The organism is Cryobacterium gelidum (assembly GCF_004403985.1).
Taxonomy (GTDB): domain Bacteria; phylum Actinomycetota; class Actinomycetes; order Actinomycetales; family Microbacteriaceae; genus Cryobacterium; species Cryobacterium gelidum.
In genome coordinates this window covers 37,463-55,887 of sequence record NZ_SOHL01000009.1, presented here as the reverse complement: position 1 = coordinate 55,887, position 18,425 = coordinate 37,463, and the positions used below count along the sequence as shown (strand labels likewise).

Sequence of the window (18,425 nt, the reverse complement as noted above, 5' to 3'; positions counted from 1 at the left end):
CCACCATTGACCCGACCAGGAGAGACATATGACCTTCGACGATGTTCGCAGAAGACTGATATCCAAGCCTGTGGCCCTCGCCGCCGCGCTATCGATGCTCCTGGCGGGTGCGGGTGCCGCGGCCGCGGCACCCGCGTCAGCGCTCGTCCACGGCACGCCAGCGTCGATGGCGTCCTTGACTAATCTGGCCCACCTAAACTTTCTGCTCGACACCGTGCCGCTCACGGCGGTCGAGGGGCACACCACCTATCGGCTGGAAGAGAATCCGAAGGTCCTGGCTCCATGGACCTATGCGGACAACAGCAACGGCGATGGCAGGTACACGCGCGTCGGCGGCGGGTCCCTGGATGCGGTGACCGGCTACTGGAGCCAAGGCGCCTTTAACGCTGACGATATCGCCCGCACCGCCGTTGTCTACCTGCGGCACTGGCAACAGACCGGTGATGAGACCAGCCGGGAGCACGCATTCCAGACTCTTCGCTCGCTCACCTTCCTACAGACCACGACCGGCCCCAACGCCGGCAACGTGGTGCTCTGGCAGCAGACGGATGGCAGCCTGACGCCCAGTGCGTCACCCGTCGAGCTGCCGGACCCGAGCGACTCGTCCGAATCTTACTGGCTGGCGCGCACCGTGTGGGCACTGGGAGAGGGATACGCAGCGTTCAAGTCGGCCGACCCGGAGTTCGCCGCGTTCCTGCAAGACCGCCTGCACCTGGCGCTCGGCTCCCTGAACGAGCAATCGCTGGCCGAATACGGCAGCTATGACGTGGCCGACGGCGTGGAGGTCCCGGCCTGGTTGATCGCGGGTGGGGCGGATGCCTCGGCCGAGGCCGTGCTCGGACTTGTCGCATATGCCAGCGCAGAACCGACCGACGCCATCGCCACCACTGCACTGACTCAGCTGACCGAGGGCATCGCCGCGATGTCGTCCGGATCGGTGAATCAGTGGCCGTTCGGTGCCATCCTCCCGTGGAACAAGTCACAGACGCTCTGGCACGCCTGGGGCGGAATGGCTCCGGCCGCCGTCGCCACGGCCGCCGACGTGCTGGACCGGCCTGACCTGCTGACGGCGGCTATCAAGGATGCCGCGCAGTTCACCCCACAGCTTCTGGCAGCCGGTGGAGCGGACAATGCCTGGACACCGACGCCCGGTGAATCGCAGATTGCCTACGGGGTCGACTCACGAGTGCAAAGTCTGGTCGCCACCGCTCATGCCGCCAACGCCCCTGGACTGCTGGACATCGCCGCCATCGCGGCAAGCTGGTACTTCGGAGCCAACCGCAGCGGCGCCCCGACCTACAACCCCGCCACCGGAACGGCCATCGACGGGATCGCACGGGATGGCCGGGTCAACCCGAATTCCGGCGCTGAGTCCACAATCCATGCGCTGCTCTCCATGCTGGTCCTCGACGCGAATCCGGTTCTCAAGGCCAAGTCGCTGGGGATCAACGAGACCGTCTCCGCCAACGGCCTGAGCGTCATCGAAGCGGAATCCGGCACCATCACCAACAGCGGATCCGTCGTCACGCCCGCTTCGGCGTGGACCGGGGAGTCCAACTGGTCAGGCGGTGCCTACGTGCGGCTGGATGCCGGGGACGCACTATCGATTCCGGTGCCGGCCGCCGACCAGGCACGGACCATCTACCCGATCGTGAACCAGTCGGTTGAACCGGCCGGGAGCACGGCATGGACTGCCGGGAAGAGCATCGATCTGGGCAGCACGCCCAACGGCGGTGCCGGTGCCCAAGGCATCACGGACGCACCGGGGAGGATCTTCCCGTTCTCGCTGGAACGCACCCTGCCCGCCGGTGCCACCTCCGTCGTCGGCCACAGCGCTGGAACGGCCTCCATCGACGCACTACTCATCCAGCCGTTGATCTCGTCCGTCGCCGTCACCGGATCTGGTGGGGACTCCACCCTGTATGTGAGTGCGGCCAACGAAACCACCGTCTGGAAGAGCGGAGTGCCGCGAGGCTACATGCTGCAACAGCAGGCGTTCGACGCTAACGGTCAGCTCCTGGTCGCAGGTCAGAACAGCAACGGGGCGGACCACTCGGGCCGGGTATCCGTTGCCGCAGGCGGATTCACACTTGTGACGCTGGTCCAGAATTAGCTTCTGCCCCGCCGGGGCGGCCTCCCTCGTTACCCTGCCCCGATCGGAGCCTCATGAACGACAGTATGCCGGACGTTTTCGGCGCCGGAGAAACTGATTCCGACGACACTCCTGACGACACCGCGTGGTGTCAATCGTCCGTCGTGTACCAGATCTACCCCCGAAGCTTCGCGGATTCGAACGGAGACGGGATCGGGGATCTACGCGGCATCATCGCGCGTCTCGATCACTTGGAGATCCTCGGTGTCGACATCATCTGGCTCTCCCCGATCTACGCATCGCCGCACGACGACAACGGCTACGACATCAGCGATTATCGTGCCATCGACCCGGTCTTCGGTACGCTCGAAGACTTCGATCTGCTTGTGGCCGAGGTTCATCGGCGCGGCATGACGCTGCTCATGGATCTTGTCGTCAATCACACATCGGACGAGCATCCGTGGTTCGTGGAATCTGCCTCGAGCCGCGATAACCCCAAACGCGACTGGTACTGGTGGCGGCCGGCGCGCACGGGGGGCATTGGGGGAGAACCGGGTGCGGAGCCGACCAACTGGGGTTCATTCTTCTCGGGTTCGACCTGGGAATTGGACGAGGCTTCCGGCGAATACTATCTGCACCTGTTCTCCCGCAAGCAGCCGGACCTCAACTGGGAAAATGCCGACGTGCGCGAGGCCGTGTACGAGATGATGCGGTGGTGGCTCGATCGGGGGGTCGACGGTTTCCGCATGGACGTAATCAATCTCATCTCAAAGGATCCGGCGCTTCCCGACGGGGTCATCGCGCCCGATAAGCACTACGGAGACGGTTTCCCGCACTACGGCTACGGCCCGCGCATCCACGAATTTCTGCATGAGATGCACGAGCGTGTCTTCGCCGGCCGGGTTGGTCGGTTTCTCACCGTTGGTGAGATGCCGGGTGTGACCGTCGAACAGGCACGCCGATTTACCGACCCCGCTCGGCGCGAACTCGACATGGTATTTCAGTTCGAGCATGTCAGCCTCGATAACGGCCCCTCCGGGAAATGGGATCCCCGCCCCCTCGACGTGCGTGAACTCAAAGCGTCTTTCGCCAGATGGCAGGAGGGCCTGGCTAAGGTCGGGTGGAACAGTCTCTATTGGAACAACCACGATCAGCCCCGTGCGGTGAGCAGATTCGGCGATGATCGTCTGTACTGGGCCGAGTCGGCAACCATGCTCGCGACGGTCTTGCACTTTCAGCGCGGCACGCCCTACGTCTACCAGGGCGAAGAGCTCGGGATGACCAACGTTCCGTTCGGCGGAATATCAGACTTTCGTGACATCGAGTCGCTCAACTACTTCGCCGAGGCAATCGAAGAGTTGGGCGGGTAACCGGAGAACGTACTCCATAGCATCCGGCACATCAGCCGGGACAATGCGAGAACTCCAATCCAGTGGAGCGACGAGCCGCAGGCTGGCTTCACGGCAGGATCGCCCTGGATCGCCGTGAACCCGAATTACCCGACCATCAATGCCCAGTCGCAGCACGGCCGGGCCGGATCAATCTTTGAGTTCTACCGTACCCTCATCGCTTTGCGCCATACCGATCCGGTGATCTCACGTGGGACGTTCGAACTGCTGTACCCAGAGCATCGGACGCTCGTGGCTTATACCCGCACGCTGAAGAATCGCCAGCTGCTCGTGTTGGCCAACTTTGGCAATGGACACCTGGAGGTTGGTGAGCTATCCGACATCGAGTTGCCAGAGGCTGACGCTTGGCGCACGGCGCCGACACTGATCGATAACTACCCAGCAAACGAGGGGATCGACAACCTGGTGCTCGCGCCGTGGCAGGCCCGGGTACTGACCCGTTGCCTCCGCTGATCTCTCTCCCGGCCGCCCCGGCAGCGATCTGTGATTTTGGACGAATTTGCCGCCGCCCAAAACAGACTCCAAATTCACACTACGGCGCAATGAAGAAGAGAGGAACCTGAAGGGAGCAGGCGGGGAGACCCAGACTTGGATGGGTTCGGTGTCGGGGAGAGGCTAGGAAACCTGCACTTGGATGGGTTCGGTGTCGGGGATGGGGCTGATGTCCCGGCCACGGAGATCGGGGTGCCAGCGGCGTCCGAGCGCGGGAATGATGCAGCCGAGGGCGGCGAAGCCCGCGGCGACATAGATCGCCGAGACCGGTCCGGATTGGTCGATCGAGAACCCGGCAATGGCAGAGCCCATGGCGGCGCCGATCAGCTGGCCGGTGCCCACCCAGCCGTAGGCCTCGGCGGTGTCGCTGAACTTCACGCTCGCCGAGACGATGCCGAACAAGACCGCGAAGGCGGGGGCGATACCGACCCCCGCCACGAGCAACGCCAGGGACAGCCACCAGAATGTGAGCCACAGGCTCGCCAAGGCCAGCCCGATGGTGACGATGAGCATGCGGGCGGCGAGGGCCCACGGGCCGATCGGTGCGTGGCCGAGCGCGAGGCCGCCGATGAGGGAGCCGATCGCGAAGATGCCGAGCACCCAACCGGCGTCAGCGCTGCCGTGGCCGAACACCGCGACCACGCCGGCTTCGACGGCGGCGCAGGCCGCGACGAGCGTGAACCCGACGATGGTACTGAGCAGCACCTCGGGTTTTTTGAGCACGACGCCGATCTTGCGGCGACTGCGCGGGATGCGCACCCGTCCGACCTCGGGCAGGGAGACGAACCAGATGCCGCCGGCGACCAGAAAGAATGCGGCGAGCAGGATGCCAGCGGTCGTCGATACCTGCAGCGCCACGAAGGTCGCGATCACGGGGCCGAGCACCCAGATGATCTCCTGGGCCGAAGCGTCGAGCGAGAACAGCGGGTTGAGCTGGCGGGAGTTGACGATCTTGGGATAGATGGTGCGCACGGCCGGTTGGATCGGCGGCGTGGACAGGCCGGAGACGAATCCGATGAGCATGAGGCTCGGAATCGACAGCGGAACCAGCGCCATGACGATGATCGAGACCGCGCAGATGAACATCGTGGCGATGATCACGGGGCGCATGCCCAGTCGGCCCATCAGGCGACTGGTGAGCGGCCCGGCGATGGCCTGGCCGATGCTCATGGCGCCGAGGACCAGCCCGGCCGCGCCATAGGAATCGAAGATCCGCTCAATGTGGATGAGAAAAGCGAGCGAGAGCATTCCGAATGGGAAACGGGCCGTCAGCTGTGCGCCGATCAGGCGCGATACGCCGGGCGTGCGCAGGAGGGTCCAGTAACTTTTCACAATGATTTCAGTCTAGGGTCGGGTAGGCAGAAAACTGGGGGAGAAGACGCGACCTGCAGGACCCCTGACTGGGTCAGGCTGGACATCCTTTCCCAGGAAGGCCTGCCATACTTAGGTAATGCTTACCTTACCGATCGGGACGGGAGGCGGCGGCCGGGCGGTCGCTGACCGCCCGGCCTACCGTCCATACCGGGCGACGGTCGTGGGCATCCGTTCGTTGAGCGACCACTTCACCCGGGTGACATTCTTCGGTGCACAGTTCAACAGTTTCGGAACCATGGGCCTCGATCAGCGCATCAAGATCGTGTTGCCCCTGCCCGGCCGTGGAGTGACCGACATCGGAGCCGACGATGAGCGCACCGTGGCCGACGGCACGTGGTACACCCGCTGGCGTGAGCTGCCAGACGCCGACCGCAATCCGTTTCGTACCTACACTATTCGAGCGGTGCGCCCCGAACTGCGCCAAGTCGACGTGGATTTCGTCACCCACCCCGATCACGCCCCTCTCGGCCCGGCAGCGCGCTGGCTGCTCGCCGCGACGATCGGCTCCGACGTCGTCATCATCGGCCCCGACGAGCGCAGCCCCGGCCGCGGGATCGGCCTCGACTGGCGTCCGGCCCACGCGACCGACCTGCTGCTGGCCGGCGACGAGACCGCGGCCCCCGCCATCTGCAGCATCCTGGAGAGCCTCCCGGCAGGTCGCCGCGCACGCGCGTTCATTGAAGTGCCCAGCGAAGCGGATGCTCTCCCCCTGGTTCTGCCCGCCGGCTGCGAGATCACCTGGCTGGCCCGCGACGCCGCCGCGCACGGGGAACGCCTGTACGCCGCCGTGCGCGGCTGGGCCGAGAGCAACACCGCCCTGGTGCGCACGGCGGTCGCGACGGCTCCGCAGCCCCTCGCCGAGATCGACGTGGAATGCGACCCGCTCTGGGAATCGCCGAGCAACGCGGCCGGAACCGGCTTCTACGCCTGGCTCGCGGGCGAATCGTGCATGATCAAACTGCTGCGACGCTTTCTGGTGAGCGAGACCGGCCTCGAGCGGTCGCGCGTGGCCTTCATGGGCTACTGGCGGCTCGGCCGGTCCGAAGGCCAATGATCCAGATTCACCCGGAGTCCGCCATTCTGGAACCGGCCGCACCGGCCCGCATGCGTCCGCGCCGCGTCGTCATCGGCTTCGCCCTCGCGCTCGTGCTGCTCGGGCTCAGCATTGCGGTGTCGCTCGTGGTCGGCACCCGGGAGATCACCCTCGGCACCGTTTTCGATGCGCTGACCAACCCCGATCGCAGGCTGACCGACCACACCGTCATTCTCGACCTGCGGGTGCCGCGCACGGTCGTCGGCCTCCTGGCCGGCCTCGCCCTCGGTCTGGCCGGCGCCCTCATGCAGGGTGTCACCCGCAATCCGCTCGCCGACCCCGGCCTGCTCGGTGTGAACGCGGGCGCCTCGCTGTTCGTCGTCGCCGGTGTCGCCTGGTTTGGCGTCACTTCCTCGATCGGCTACGTCTGGTTCGCCTTCGCGGGTGCCGCCGTGGCGGCCACGATCGTGTATCTGATCGGCTCGCTTGGCCGCGAGGGCGCGACCCCGGTCAAGCTCGCCCTCGCCGGCACCGCACTCACCGCCGCGTTCACCTCGCTGATCACGATCGTGCTGCTCGCCGACACGGAGGCCTTCGACCGCTACCGGTTCTGGGCGGCCGGGTCGCTCGTGGCGCGCGGCCTCGACGCGGCCCTGCCGCTCGCCCCGTTCATTCTGGTCGGTGCGATTCTCAGCATCGTCGCCGCGCGCATGCTCAACGCTCTCGCCCTCGGCGACGACCTCGCCCGCGGACTCGGCCAAAACCTCGTGACCGCCCGCATCGTCTGCGCCGTCGCGATCGTACTGCTGTGCGGCTCGGCTACCGCGATGGCCGGCCCGATCGTGTTCGTCGGACTCGCCGTGCCACACATCGCGCGCTGGATCACCGGCCCCGACTACCGCCTCATCATCGGATTCTCGGCCCTGTTCGGTCCGACCCTGCTCGTGGCGGCGGACGTGCTCGGCCGCCTCATCGCCCAGCCCGGCGAAATCGAGGCCGGTCTCGTCGTCGCGTTCCTCGGGGCGCCGGTACTCATCGCCCTCGTGCGCTGCGTGAAACTGGCTGGCCTGTGATGTGGGGCGCCGTGCGCGCCGGGGCAGCGGCATCCGTTCGCCCAGCGGATGCCGCACCGCTGGCCCGAGCGCGCGCTCAGCGGAGCAGACGCAGCCGAAGCGTCGTGCTCGTGCTGCTCGGTGCCCTCGTCATAGTCGCGGCGCTCAGCCTCGCGGTCGGCGCTTATTCGCTCAGTGTGCCCGACCTGCTGCGCACGCTCACCGGCCAGGGCAGTCAGAGCGAGAACTTCATCGTGCTCTCGCTGCGGTTACCCCGACTGACCCTCGCCGTGCTCGTCGGGGTGGCCTTTGCACTCTCCGGCGCGCTGTTCCAGACCGTGCTGCGCAATCCGCTCGCGAGCCCCGACATCATCGGCGTCACCGGGGGAGCGAGCGCCGCCGCGGTCTTCGGCATGCTCATCCTCGGCTTCGGAGCCGTCGCGACCTCTGTCGCCGCGTTCGCCGGGGCCATCATCGTCGCCGGTGTCATCTACCTGCTGGCCTGGCGCGGCGGCGTGGTCGGCTACCGCTTCGTGTTGATCGGGGTAGGGGTCGCGTTCATGGTGCAGGGCCTGCTGGGCTATCTGCTCTCCCGCGCCACGCGAAATGACGCTCAGGGAGCCCTGCTCTGGCTGGTCGGCAGTGTGAGTGGTGCTCGCTGGCAGGACATCTCCGCCATGGCCGTCGTGCTGCTTGTGCTGATTCCCGTTATTGGCGTGTTGAGCGCACGCCTGCGCGCCCTGCAACTCGGCGACGACCTCGCGCGCAGCCTTGGCGTCGGCACCGAACGTACCCGGCTCGTGCTGCTCGTGATTGCCGTCGCCCTCGCTGCAACGGCCACCGCTGCGGTCGGCCCGCTCGCCTTCGTGGCTTTTGTCTCGGCTCCGATCGCGCGGCGCGTGCTCGGCACCGGCGGCCTGGCGTTGATCCCGGCGGCTCTCGTGGGCGCCCTCATTGCTGCTGTCGCCGACTTCACCGCCCAGCATCTACTCCCCGGGCAGCTCGAACTGCCCGCCGGAATCATCACGGGCGCCATTGGCGCCCCCTACCTGCTCTGGTTGCTCGCAACCAGCAACACAACCGGAAAGGGCGCCTGATGACCCCGCGACTGCGCGCCGAGGGGCTCAGCCTCGGTTACGACCACATCCCCATCATTGACGACCTCGACCTCGACCTGGTGCCCGGCGCGATCACCGTCATCGTCGGTGCCAACGCCTCGGGCAAGTCCACAGTGCTGAAAGGACTCTCGCGGCTGCTGAAACCGGAGGCCGGCCAGGTCACCCTGGGTGGCCGCAACATCGCCGCGCTTCCCGGCAAAAAGGTCGCGACCGTGGTGGGCCTGCTGCCGCAACAGCCGATCGCACCCGAGGGCATCACCGTGGCCGACCTCGTCAGCCGCGGCCGCTACCCGCACCAGGGCTGGTTTCGGCAGTGGTCAAGCACGGATGACGCGATCGTTGCCCAGGCCATGGCCGCCACCAACACCCAGCAGCTGGCCGCGCGCCGCCTCGAAGACCTTTCCGGCGGCCAGCGCCAGCGCGTCTGGATCGCCATGGCGCTCGCCCAGGATCCCGAGATTCTGCTGCTCGACGAACCGACCACGTTTCTCGACGTGACCCACCAGATCGAGGTGCTCGACCTGCTGCTCGAGCGCAACCGCGAGCACGGAACGACCGTCGTGATGGTGCTGCACGACCTCAACCTGGCTGCCCGCTACGCGGACCACCTCGTCGTCATGCGTGCCGGGCGAATCGTCGCGAACGGCACGCCGACCGAGACGCTCACCGCCGAGATCGTGCGGCATGCCTTCGATCTCGAGGCACGGATCGTGTCCGACCCGGTCTGCGGCGCGCCCATGGTCGTGCCGATCGGCCGGTTCCACGGGCGTGTACCCGCCGCGTAACCCCGCCCTGGACCGCAGCGCCCAGACCGCACCCTGCACGACCGCAGCAATGGGGGCAGCTGGGTCGACGCCCGTGCGGTGCAACACCAGCAAGATCTGACTTAGGTTAGGCTAACCTTATGACCGATGTGATCCGGGTGTGCTTGCGCCTCGATCCCGCCCGATGAACTGGAGATTTTTCGTGTCCCGACACTTCACTGTCACACTCGCTGCCGCAGCGAGCATTCTCGCCCTGGGCCTCTCCGGTTGCACTGCTGGCGCGGCCGACCCCGCACCCGACACCGCGGCATCCGAAAGCTTCCCCGTCATCATCGAGCACGCGTTCGGCCAAACCACGATTGACGCTCAGCCGACGCGCGTCGTCACATGGGGCTGGGGCAGCGCCGACGACGCGTTCGCACTCGGCGTGACTCCAGTGGCCATGCCGTTCCAGAGCTATGGCGGCGACGCCGACGGCGTGCTCCCGTGGATAACCGAGGCGCTCGCGGGCGAAGAGATGCCCGTCATACTGCCTGATTCCGATGAGCCGCCCTACGAAGACATCGCGGCAGCAACGCCCGACGTGATTCTTGCCGCCTACTCCGGCATCACCGAGCAGGAGTACGACCTGCTCAGTCAGATCGCTCCGGTTGTCGCCTACCCCGGAGATGCCTGGGCCACCCCGTGGCGTGACCTCATCGAGATCACCGGGACCGCGCTCGGCAAGAACGCTGAAGCCGACAGTCTGCTCGCGTCGATCGACGGCCAGATCGCCGACCAGGCCGCCGCCCACCCCGAATTCGCCGGGAAGAGCATCGCCCTCGCGAGCGACAGCGCCGGCACCTTCTACGTCTATAAGAAAGAAGACCCCCGGGTCGACTTCACCCTCGACCTCGGCTTTGTCAGCGCCCCCGCCGTCGACGACCTCGCCACCGACGAGGCAAGCTTCTACTACACGCTCAGCTACGAGCAGCTCGACCAGCTCTCGAGCGACCTGCTGGTGAACTTCGGTTCCACCAGGGAAGAGTCCGACGCGTTCCTGACTGCGAGTTACGCCCAGGCCATGCCGCAGGTGCAGGCCGGTACGGTCGCGTCGCCGGTCGGAGCGGCGTTCATCAGCTCGGTCTCCCCGCCCACCGGACTCTCGCTATCCTGGGGCCTCGCCGACTACGTTGCCCTGCTCGCCGCCGCCGTCAAGTAGTAACGCATTCCGCAAACGGATGCCGCAGCGTCAGCCCGCTGCGGCATCCGTTTCCCTCAGCACCGACTACCGACTACCGACTACCGACTACCGACCCGGCGGCGTGCACGGTTGACCGGTTTCGCCGACCGGTCTACTGCTCGTCAGAATCTCGGTCGTCGACGACAGCATCGAGCCGCTTGCGAAACTCCAGATAGCCGAGCGATTCCCAGTTCGCGGCCGGATCAAACTGTGGCTCGTAGCCGAGCGCGAGGTACAACGCCACAGCCTCCGGCTGGCGCGCTCCCGTCGTCAGCACGATCGAACGGATGCCGCGCCGCTTCGCTTCGGCCTCCAGTTCGGCCATCACTTGGCGGGCGAGCCCGCGCCGGCGGTGGGCCGAGTGGGTCCACACCCGTTTGATCTCGACCGAGCTGCCATCAGCAGCGCGAGGGTCATCGGACCGCATGAACGCGCCGCCGGCGACCGCGCGGCCGTTCTCCACCAGCAGCAGAAATGTACCGCCGTCAATCGGCTGGAAACGCCTGGCCGGGTATCGACTGAGCTCGACCGACGGCAGGATTTTGTCGGTCGAGCCGTAGCGCTCGTCATACTCCCGGGACAGCTCGGCCACGAGGGGCGCGGCAAGGGGATCGGTTGGCGAGGTGTACAAAATGTTCGGGGTTTCGGTAGACACCCCTCGACGATAGATCCGCGGCATCCCCTCGTCAAAATATCATTCGCCCAAAATATCCCTCGCCCAGAATATCCCGCTGGGGGTCAACGCTCGAATTTGCCGCGCCGCGCTTGCACTAGGCTCGTTAGGTCTTACCCGCGTGCGGGTTCATCGTCGAACCCGCGCATTTTCGACCACCTAGAGAAGGAAGTGCCATGCGCGCACGCCACGTTATCCCGGCATTCGCTGCCGCCGCCGTATTGCTGCTGACCGGCTGTGTCGACAACTCCACTCCTGCAGCCACGACGCCGCCCGATGCCGCGAGCACCATTGAACCGGATGCCGCCGCGGTCGCGCTGCTCCCCGCGGACATCGCGAGCGCAGGCGTGCTCGTCGTCGGAACCGACGCGGCCTACCCGCCGAACGAGTTCAAGGACGAGTCGGGTGCACCGATCGGCTGGGGTATCGAGCTCGCCGACGGTATCGCCGCCAAGCTCGGCCTCACCACCAAGTACCAGATCGCGTCGTTCGACACCATCATTCCGAGCATCACCGGTGGCACCGTCGACATTGGCGAATCCTCCTTCACCGATAACCTCGAGCGCGAGAAGCAGGTTGACTTCGTCAACTATTACAACGCCGGAATCCTCTGGGCCGCGCCCGTTGGCAGCACCGTCGACCCCGACAATGCCTGCGGCCTGACCGTCGCCGTGCAGTCCAACACGGTTGAAGACACCGATGAGTTGCCCGCCAAGAACGCGGCCTGCGCCGCCGCCGGCAAGGAGCCCATCGAGGTGCTGCCCTACGGTTCGCAGGACGAAGCGACCAACGCGGTCGTGCTCGGCAAGGCCGATGCCCTCAGCGCCGACTCGCCCGTCACCCTCTACGCCATCTCCAAGGCCAACGGCAAGCTGCAGCCTGCCGGCGAGAGCTTCGACACGGCGCCGTACGGCATCACCGTCGACAAGGGATCCGAGCTGACGGCGGCCGTGCAGGCCGCCCTGCAGTCCATGGTCGATGACGGTTCCTACGGCAAGATCCTCGACGCCTGGGGTGTCACCGACGGTGGCATCGACACCATCACCATCAACGCCGCCGCCAACGGCTAGAAAGAGTCAGCGACCCACATCATGACTAACACGACCGCGACCGGCGTCAAGACGGAACCCGGTATCAAGGCCATTCGCCTGCGTCACCCGTGGCGCAACACCTTCGCGGTCGTGTTACTGCTCATCGTGGCGCTGTTCATCGCCGATGCGGCGATGCGCCCGGCCTACAACTGGCCGGCGGTCGGCAAGTACCTGTTCGACCAGCGCATCTCGCAGGCGGCATTCATCACCCTGCAGCTCACGGTCTACTCCATGGTCATCGCGATCATTCTCGGGGTGACGCTCGCCATCATGCGGCTCTCACCCAACACGGTCGTCAGCAGTATCGCCTGGGTCTACCTGTGGATCTTCCGTGGTACCCCGGTGTACGTTCAGCTCGCATTCTGGGGCCTGATCGGCACGATCTACCAGTCCATCGACATCGGCTTGCCCTTCACCGAACCGTGGGTGTCTTTTCCGACCCGGGTCGCGCTGAGCGCGTTCATTCTCGCGATCGTGGGACTGGCCCTCAACGAGGCCGCTTACATGGCTGAAATCGTGCGCGCCGGCCTGCTCTCGGTTGACAGCGGGCAGGAAGAAGCGGCGACCGCGCTCGGTATGAGCTGGTTCCAGACCATGGTGCGCGTGATCGTTCCGCAGTCGATGCGGGTGATCATTCCGCCGGCCGGCAACGAGGTCATCTCGATGCTCAAGACGACCTCGCTCGTGACGGCCATTCCCTTCACCCTCGAGCTCTACACGCGCTCCCGAGACATTGCCGCCGTGACCTTCGAAACAGTGCCGATGCTCATCGTCGCGTCGATCTGGTACCTGTTCTTCACCTCCATCCTCATGGTCGGTCAGTACTTTCTCGAGAAACGGTTCGCCCGCGGCATCGGCGACCGCCGTCCAGACAAGAAAGCGGATGACGCGAGCGCGGCGCTCACGGGGGTCACCCCGGTCGTCGGCAGCGGCCAACCCACCGTTGTGTCGCCCGCCACCGACCCGTACCAGGGAGACCGCTGATGGTTGCTGTAATCGACACCCCTATGGTGGTCGCCGACCGTGTCTCCAAGAGTTTCGGCTCCAACGAGGTGCTCAAGAGCATCTCGCTCGAGGTCAAGCGCGGCGAGGTCATGTGTCTGGTCGGGCCCAGCGGCTCGGGCAAGTCCACCTTTCTGCGTTGCATCAACCACCTCGAGGTCGTTTCGGCTGGACGCCTGAGCGTGGATGGTGAAGTCATCGGCTACCGCGAGGCCAACAACAAGCTCTACGAGATGCGCCCCAAGGAGGCCGCGCGGCAGCGCCGCGATATCGGCATGGTGTTTCAGCGCTTCAACCTGTTTCCACACATGACCGCGCTGCAGAACGTGATGGAGGCACCCATCCGGGTCAAGGGCCTGTCGAAGGCCGGGGTCGAGGCCAACGCCCGCGCCCTGCTGGCCAGGGTCGGTCTCGCCGAACGCGCTGACTACTACCCGGCGCACCTGTCCGGCGGCCAGCAGCAGCGGGTCGCGATCGCCCGCGCCCTCGCCATGGAACCCAAGCTCATGCTGTTCGACGAGCCCACCAGCGCGCTCGACCCCGAGCTGGTTGGCGAGGTGCTCGACGTCATGCAGGGCCTGGCCCGCGACGGCATGACCATGATCGTGGTCACCCATGAGATGGGTTTCGCCCGCGAGGTCGCCGATTCGCTGGTCTTCATGGACGGCGGCGTCGTCGTCGAGAGTGGCGTCCCCACCGAGGTGCTCACCAACCCGCAGCACGAGCGCACCCGCGCCTTCCTCTCCAAGGTGCTCTAGCCCCGGTGCCCGCCGTTCCGCCCCGCCGCGTACAAGTGCGTTCGGGGCCTGGGCCCGGGTTCATCAGGTGGGCTTGGGGTGCGAACTAGCCGGCGAGCACCTTCTGGATGCGCTGCAGCGAGACGGACTCCGCCGCCCTGAGCTCCTGCGCGAACAGGCTGATGCGCAGCTCCTCGATCATCCAGCGGGCGCGCAGAACCGGCGCCGTGGCATCCGCTTTCACCGGCATCGTGCCACCGGCGTTCTCGAATCGGGTGGTGGCGGCCTGGGTCTCGTTCATCCAGACCCGGTCGCGGCTCGGGTTGTCGATGAGTTTCGGCACCCGGGCGCTGATCCCGCCGAGGTAGCGCGGCAGGTGCCGCAGCTGGGTGAGGCCGGTTTCGCTGACGAACCCGGGGTAGACCAGGGCCGTGAGCTGCTGGCGGGCATCGCTGATCCCCGGCAGCAGCGCCATGCTGGTCGCGGCCTTGAGCGCCTTGTCCGCGGCGCGGCTCGCGGTGAGGATACGGGCGACCAAACCCACGGTTTCGAACATGGAGTCCATCACGACCCCCGACACCCGATCGCGAATGGTGTCGAACTCCGCCTTCATGAACACCTGGCCGCCCGGGCGCACGCGAAAGAGCACGTCGTCGATCGCGGCGGCGAGGCAATCCTCGAACAGGGCCTGCGTGGTTTTGTACGGGCTGGTGGCAAGGCTGAGCTTTTCGGCCGCGGTCAGGTGCTGCTGCACATACGCGGCCGGCGACGGCGTCGCGAGCAGCAGCAGCCGGCGCACGCCGCGAGGCAGCGCGCGGGCTTGTTCCAGCTCGGTGCTCATCATGCGAATAGAGACGGATGTCCCGTCATCGACGAGCGTCGGATAGCCGCGAATCGTGTTGTCGCCCTGCTTGGTGTCGAGAAAGCGGGGCAGCTCACCGAGGTCCCAGGTGGTGACGCCACCGCGCTCGATCGCGTTGCTCGGAGCCGCGGAGCTCGTCGCCTTCGCGACGCTCTCCCGCACCCGGGTGCCGAGCCGGCGCTGCAGGTCGGCGAGGTCCTTATCGGCGGCGACGGTGCGTCCGCGTTCGTCGGTGACGACAAACGTCATGCGCAGGTGCGAGGGAACCCGGCCGAGCTCGAAGTCGCGCAGGCTCACCGGCACATAGGTGAGCTTTTGAATCAGCGCCGCGAGGGTTTCGGCGAACGAGACGTGCGGCACCGGCGTGGGCAGCGTCTCGACCAGGCCGGGCTCGGCCGGCAGCTCGCCGAGCAACCGAGCGGCCCAGTCGGCGGCGGGGACGACATTGCGGCGGATGCTTTTCGGCAGCGACTTGATCATGGCGGTCACCAGCTCGGCGCGGAGGCCCGGCACCTGCCAGTCGAAACCATGGGGGGAGAGGCGGGCGAGCAGCGCGAGCGGGATGCGCACGGTCACGCCGTCGTCCTCCTCGCCGGGTTCGAACCGGTAACCGAGGGTCAAACGCTGGTCGCCCTGCTGCCAGCTCGGCGGAAAGAGCCCCTCATCGATCTCGGGGGAGTCCTCGGCGACAAGCGCGTCGGCGGTCATGGTGAGCAGGTCGGGGGTGTCGAACCTGGCCGTGCGCCACCAGCCCTCGAAGCTCTTGGTCGACGACACCTCGGCTGGAATGCGTCGCTGGTAGAAGTCGAAGACGGCCTCGTCATCGAAGAGGATGTCCCGGCGCCGGGTGCGCTCCTCCAGCTCGGCGAGTTCCTCCCGCAGCCGGGTGTTGGCTCGTTCGAACGCCCACATGCCGGGGTCGCCGGTTTGGCCGGGCCGGCCGCCACGGCTCGCGCTGCTGCCGACCGCGGGTGCGCCGCGGCCGGAACCGCGCCCGCCCGTAGCAGTGCCGCCGTCGACCGAGATGCCGACGCGTTCGTTGCGCGACGGCCCGCGACCGCCACGGTCCGTTTCCGGCTCGGTTGCCGCCGTTTGCGGTCCCGAGGCCCGGTCCCATTCGCCCTCGACCAGCGCGTGGCGAATGAACAGCTCGCGGGCATACGCCGGGTCGATCCGCGAGAACTGCACCCGACGCCGGGCCACGATCGGCACGCCGTACAGCGTGACACGTTCGTAGACCACGGCGGCGCCCTGCTTCATCTCCCAATGCGGTTCGGAGTAACTGCGCTTGCACAGGTTGCCGGCGAGCGGTTCTGCCCAGGCTGGGTCGACGACGGCGTTCATGCGGGCGAACAGCCGGCTGGTTTCGACCAGTTCGGCGCTCATGACCGCGTTGGGCTGCTTCTTGGCCAGCGTCGAACCGGGAAACAGCACGAAGCGTTGCTGGCGCGCACCGACGTAGTCTTTCTTGGCGACGTCCTTGAGACCGATATGGGAGAGCAGCCCGGCCAGCAGCGATCGGTGCACGCCGTCGGGGTTCGTGCTGGGTTCGCCTTGCGTCAGCCCGAGCGGCTTGGCGAGCTGGCGCAATTGCCGCAGCACGTCCTGCCACTCGCGCACCCGCAGGTAGTTGAGGTATTCGTTCTTGCACAACCGCCGAAAGGCGCTCGAGCCCAGCTCGGACTGCTGTTTTTCGAGGTAGTTCCAGAGGTTGAGCAGGCTGAGGAAGTCGCTCGTCGGGTCGGCGAACCGGGCATGGAACTGGTCGGCCTGGGCGCGACGCTCGAGCGGGCGCTCCCGCGGGTCCTGAATGGTCAGCCCGGCCACGATCGCCATGACTTCCCGGCTGGTGCCCTGCGTTTTCGATTCGATCACCATGCGGCCAAAGCGCGGGTCGATCGGCAGCTGCGCGAGCTGCTGGCCGATGCGGGTGAGGCGCGGGGTGGTCGGGGCGGCGGCGGCGGCCGGCGCAGTGGTGGTAGCCGGCGCAGCGGTGCTAGTCGGGACGGCGGCATCGGCTCCGCTGCTGGTGGCACGGGTGGTGCCGCGTGCGCTCTTGGTGCGCCCGCCCCCTTCCGCCTCGATGGCGCCGAGTTCGGCGAGCAGGTCGAGGCCGTCCTTGATATTACGGCTGTCCGGCGGGGTCAAAAACGGGAACGAGGCGATGTCGCCGAGGCCGAGCGAGATCATCTGCAGAATGACGGCGGCGAGGTTGGTGCGCAGAATCTCCGGCTCGGTGTAGTCCGGGCGGCGCAGATAATCTTCTTCGGAATAGAGCCGAATCGCGATGCCGTCGCTGGTGCGCCCACTGCGGCCGCTGCGTTGGTTGCCAGAGGCCTGCGAGATCGCTTCGATCGGCAGTCGCTGCACCTTGGAGCGCACGCTGTACCGGCTGATGCGCGCGGTTCCAGCGTCGATGACGTAGCGGATGCCCGGCACGGTCAGGCTGGTCTCGGCCACGTTGGTCGCGAGCACGATGCGCCGTTTCACCCCGGCCACGGTCGACGGCTGGAACACCCGGTGCTGGTCGGCCGACGACAGCCGGCCGTAGAGCGGCAGCACCTCGGTGGGATTGCGGCTGGCCGAGGAGGCGTACTTGCCCTGCAGGGCGTCGGCGGCGTCGCGAATCTCGGTCTCGCCGGAGAGAAAGACGAGCACGTCGCCGTTGGACTCCCGTTCGAGTTCATCGAGAGCCGAGGTGATGCCCTCGATGTAGTCGCGGTCGACCGGGGGAGCGGCATCCGCCCCGTCGTCGTCGTCGAGGCCGGGCTCCGCCACGAGCGGCCGGTAGCGGATCTCGACCGGAAAGGTGCGGCCAGACACCTCGACGACCGGCGCCGGGGTACCGTCCGGCGCCGCGAAATGCTTCGCGAAGCTCGCTGGGTCGATGGTGGCTGAGGTGATGATGAGCTTGAGATCGGGGCGCTGGGGCAGCAGCTGCCGCAGGTAGCCGAGCAGGAAGTCAATATTGAGGCTGCGCTCGTGCGCCTCGTCGATGATGATCGTGTCGTACTTGCGCAACATGCGATCGCGGTGGATCTCATTCAGGAGGATACCGTCGGTCATTAACTTGATGCGGGTATCCGGGCCGACCTTGTCGGTGAACCGCACCTGGTAACCGACCAGCTGGCCGACCTCCTGGCCGAGCTCTTCGGCGATGCGTTCGGCGATGGTGCGCGCGGCGAGTCGGCGCGGCTGGGTGTGGCCGATGTTCTTTCGGCCGAGTTCGAGGCAGATCTTGGGCAGCTGGGTAGTCTTGCCCGACCCGGTCGATCCGGCGACGATCACGACCTGGTTGTCGGCAATAGCGCGGGCGATGTCCTCCCGGCGCTGGCTGACCGGCAGTTCGGCGGGGAAGGTGATATTCAGCGTTTCCATGAAGCTTCAATGTTACTTCGCCCTCACCCGTGCTGCGCGAGCACAGAAGATGCCCGTTCGAGGAGGCCACAGGGGGCTCTGTGCGCGCTTTCGCGGTCAGTGAACATCCGGCGCGTGAAGGGTAGA

At 66.6% G+C, this 18,425-nt stretch carries 12 protein-coding genes and 1 pseudogene; 10 read left to right on the top strand and 3 right to left on the bottom strand.

Translation table 11 applies throughout. The features are described 5' to 3' along the window. Positions 1-28 precede the first annotated feature (28 nt). Entirely contained in the window at positions 29-2,113 is a 2,085-nt protein-coding gene (locus tag E3T50_RS05575) for a hypothetical protein (protein ID WP_174844737.1), read from the top strand. A gap of 65 nt (positions 2,114-2,178) precedes the next feature. Then, positions 2,179-3,954 (top strand): annotated as a pseudogene (locus tag E3T50_RS05570) (alpha-glucosidase). 162 nt (positions 3,955-4,116) lie between these two features. Here E3T50_RS05570 and E3T50_RS05565 read toward each other — a convergent pair. Continuing rightward, positions 4,117-5,325, bottom strand: a complete 1,209-nt coding sequence (locus E3T50_RS05565) for an MFS transporter (RefSeq protein WP_134550969.1) — start codon at positions 5,323-5,325, stop codon at positions 4,117-4,119. Between the two features lie 118 nt (positions 5,326-5,443). Here E3T50_RS05565 and E3T50_RS05560 point away from each other — a divergent pair, with 118 nt between their 5' ends. The 5 genes from E3T50_RS05560 (at position 5,444) to E3T50_RS05540 (ending at position 10,535) form a co-directional block, all read left to right on the top strand. Beyond that, positions 5,444-6,421, top strand: a complete 978-nt coding sequence (locus E3T50_RS05560; protein WP_134550968.1) for a siderophore-interacting protein — start codon at positions 5,444-5,446, stop codon at positions 6,419-6,421. After that, entirely contained in the window at positions 6,418-7,473 is a 1,056-nt protein-coding gene (locus E3T50_RS05555) for a FecCD family ABC transporter permease (RefSeq protein WP_174844736.1), read from the top strand. Before E3T50_RS05560 ends, E3T50_RS05555 begins: the two co-directional genes overlap by 4 nt. Next, on the top strand, positions 7,473-8,549 hold the full coding sequence (locus E3T50_RS05550; protein ID WP_134551045.1) for a FecCD family ABC transporter permease: 1,077 nt from the start codon (positions 7,473-7,475) through the stop codon (positions 8,547-8,549). Before E3T50_RS05555 ends, E3T50_RS05550 begins: the two co-directional genes overlap by 1 nt. After that, on the top strand, positions 8,549-9,355 hold the full coding sequence (locus E3T50_RS05545) for an ABC transporter ATP-binding protein (RefSeq protein WP_134550967.1): 807 nt from the start codon (positions 8,549-8,551) through the stop codon (positions 9,353-9,355). Before E3T50_RS05550 ends, E3T50_RS05545 begins: the two co-directional genes overlap by 1 nt. 163 nt (positions 9,356-9,518) lie before the next feature. Then, complete coding sequence (locus E3T50_RS05540; RefSeq protein ID WP_134550966.1) at positions 9,519-10,535, top strand: iron-siderophore ABC transporter substrate-binding protein; 1,017 nt, start codon at positions 9,519-9,521, stop codon at positions 10,533-10,535. A gap of 133 nt (positions 10,536-10,668) precedes the next feature. On the opposite strand, the gene E3T50_RS05535 is transcribed toward E3T50_RS05540, so the two are convergent. Next, the gene (locus E3T50_RS05535) at positions 10,669-11,211 is read right to left on the bottom strand and encodes a GNAT family N-acetyltransferase (RefSeq protein ID WP_241990778.1); all 543 of its coding nucleotides are present in this window, start codon (positions 11,209-11,211) and stop codon (positions 10,669-10,671) included. 194 nt (positions 11,212-11,405) lie between these two features. Between E3T50_RS05535 and E3T50_RS05530 the strand changes: the two genes are divergently transcribed. Genes E3T50_RS05530 through E3T50_RS05520 form a run of 3 tightly spaced genes read left to right on the top strand, consistent with a single transcriptional unit; the run spans position 11,406 to position 14,080 of the window. Next, positions 11,406-12,299: an ABC transporter substrate-binding protein gene (locus tag E3T50_RS05530; RefSeq protein WP_134550964.1), complete on the top strand. Its 894-nt coding sequence runs from the start codon at positions 11,406-11,408 to the stop codon at positions 12,297-12,299. A 21-nt stretch (positions 12,300-12,320) separates the two neighbouring features. Further along, a complete protein-coding gene (locus E3T50_RS05525; protein WP_134550963.1) occupies positions 12,321-13,304 on the top strand; it encodes an amino acid ABC transporter permease in 984 nt (327 codons plus the stop codon). Further along, the gene (locus tag E3T50_RS05520) at positions 13,304-14,080 is read left to right on the top strand and encodes an amino acid ABC transporter ATP-binding protein (protein WP_134550962.1); all 777 of its coding nucleotides are present in this window, start codon (positions 13,304-13,306) and stop codon (positions 14,078-14,080) included. Before E3T50_RS05525 ends, E3T50_RS05520 begins: the two co-directional genes overlap by 1 nt. 85 nt (positions 14,081-14,165) lie before the next feature. Here the strand turns inward: E3T50_RS05520 and E3T50_RS16565 are convergent, their stop codons facing one another. Next, entirely contained in the window at positions 14,166-18,299 is a 4,134-nt protein-coding gene (locus E3T50_RS16565) for a DUF3418 domain-containing protein (RefSeq protein ID WP_134550961.1), read from the bottom strand. Positions 18,300-18,425: the final 126 nt, after the last annotated feature.

Bases quoted from the DNA above. Each gene is read 5' to 3' on its own strand.
- E3T50_RS05575 (WP_174844737.1), top strand. From the start codon at position 29: ATGACCTTCGACGATGTTCGCAGAAGACTGATATCCAAGCCTGTGGCC.
- E3T50_RS05560 (WP_134550968.1), top strand. From the start codon at position 5,444: ATGCTTACCTTACCGATCGGGACGGGAGGCGGCGGCCGGGCGGTCGCT.
- E3T50_RS05555 (WP_174844736.1), top strand. From the start codon at position 6,418: ATGATCCAGATTCACCCGGAGTCCGCCATTCTGGAACCGGCCGCACCG.
- E3T50_RS05550 (WP_134551045.1), top strand. From the start codon at position 7,473: ATGTGGGGCGCCGTGCGCGCCGGGGCAGCGGCATCCGTTCGCCCAGCG.
- E3T50_RS05545 (WP_134550967.1), top strand. From the start codon at position 8,549: ATGACCCCGCGACTGCGCGCCGAGGGGCTCAGCCTCGGTTACGACCAC.
- E3T50_RS05540 (WP_134550966.1), top strand. From the start codon at position 9,519: ATGAACTGGAGATTTTTCGTGTCCCGACACTTCACTGTCACACTCGCT.
- E3T50_RS05530 (WP_134550964.1), top strand. From the start codon at position 11,406: ATGCGCGCACGCCACGTTATCCCGGCATTCGCTGCCGCCGCCGTATTG.
- E3T50_RS05525 (WP_134550963.1), top strand. From the start codon at position 12,321: ATGACTAACACGACCGCGACCGGCGTCAAGACGGAACCCGGTATCAAG.
- E3T50_RS05520 (WP_134550962.1), top strand. From the start codon at position 13,304: ATGGTTGCTGTAATCGACACCCCTATGGTGGTCGCCGACCGTGTCTCC.
- E3T50_RS16565 (WP_134550961.1), bottom strand. From the start codon at position 18,299: ATGGAAACGCTGAATATCACCTTCCCCGCCGAACTGCCGGTCAGCCAG.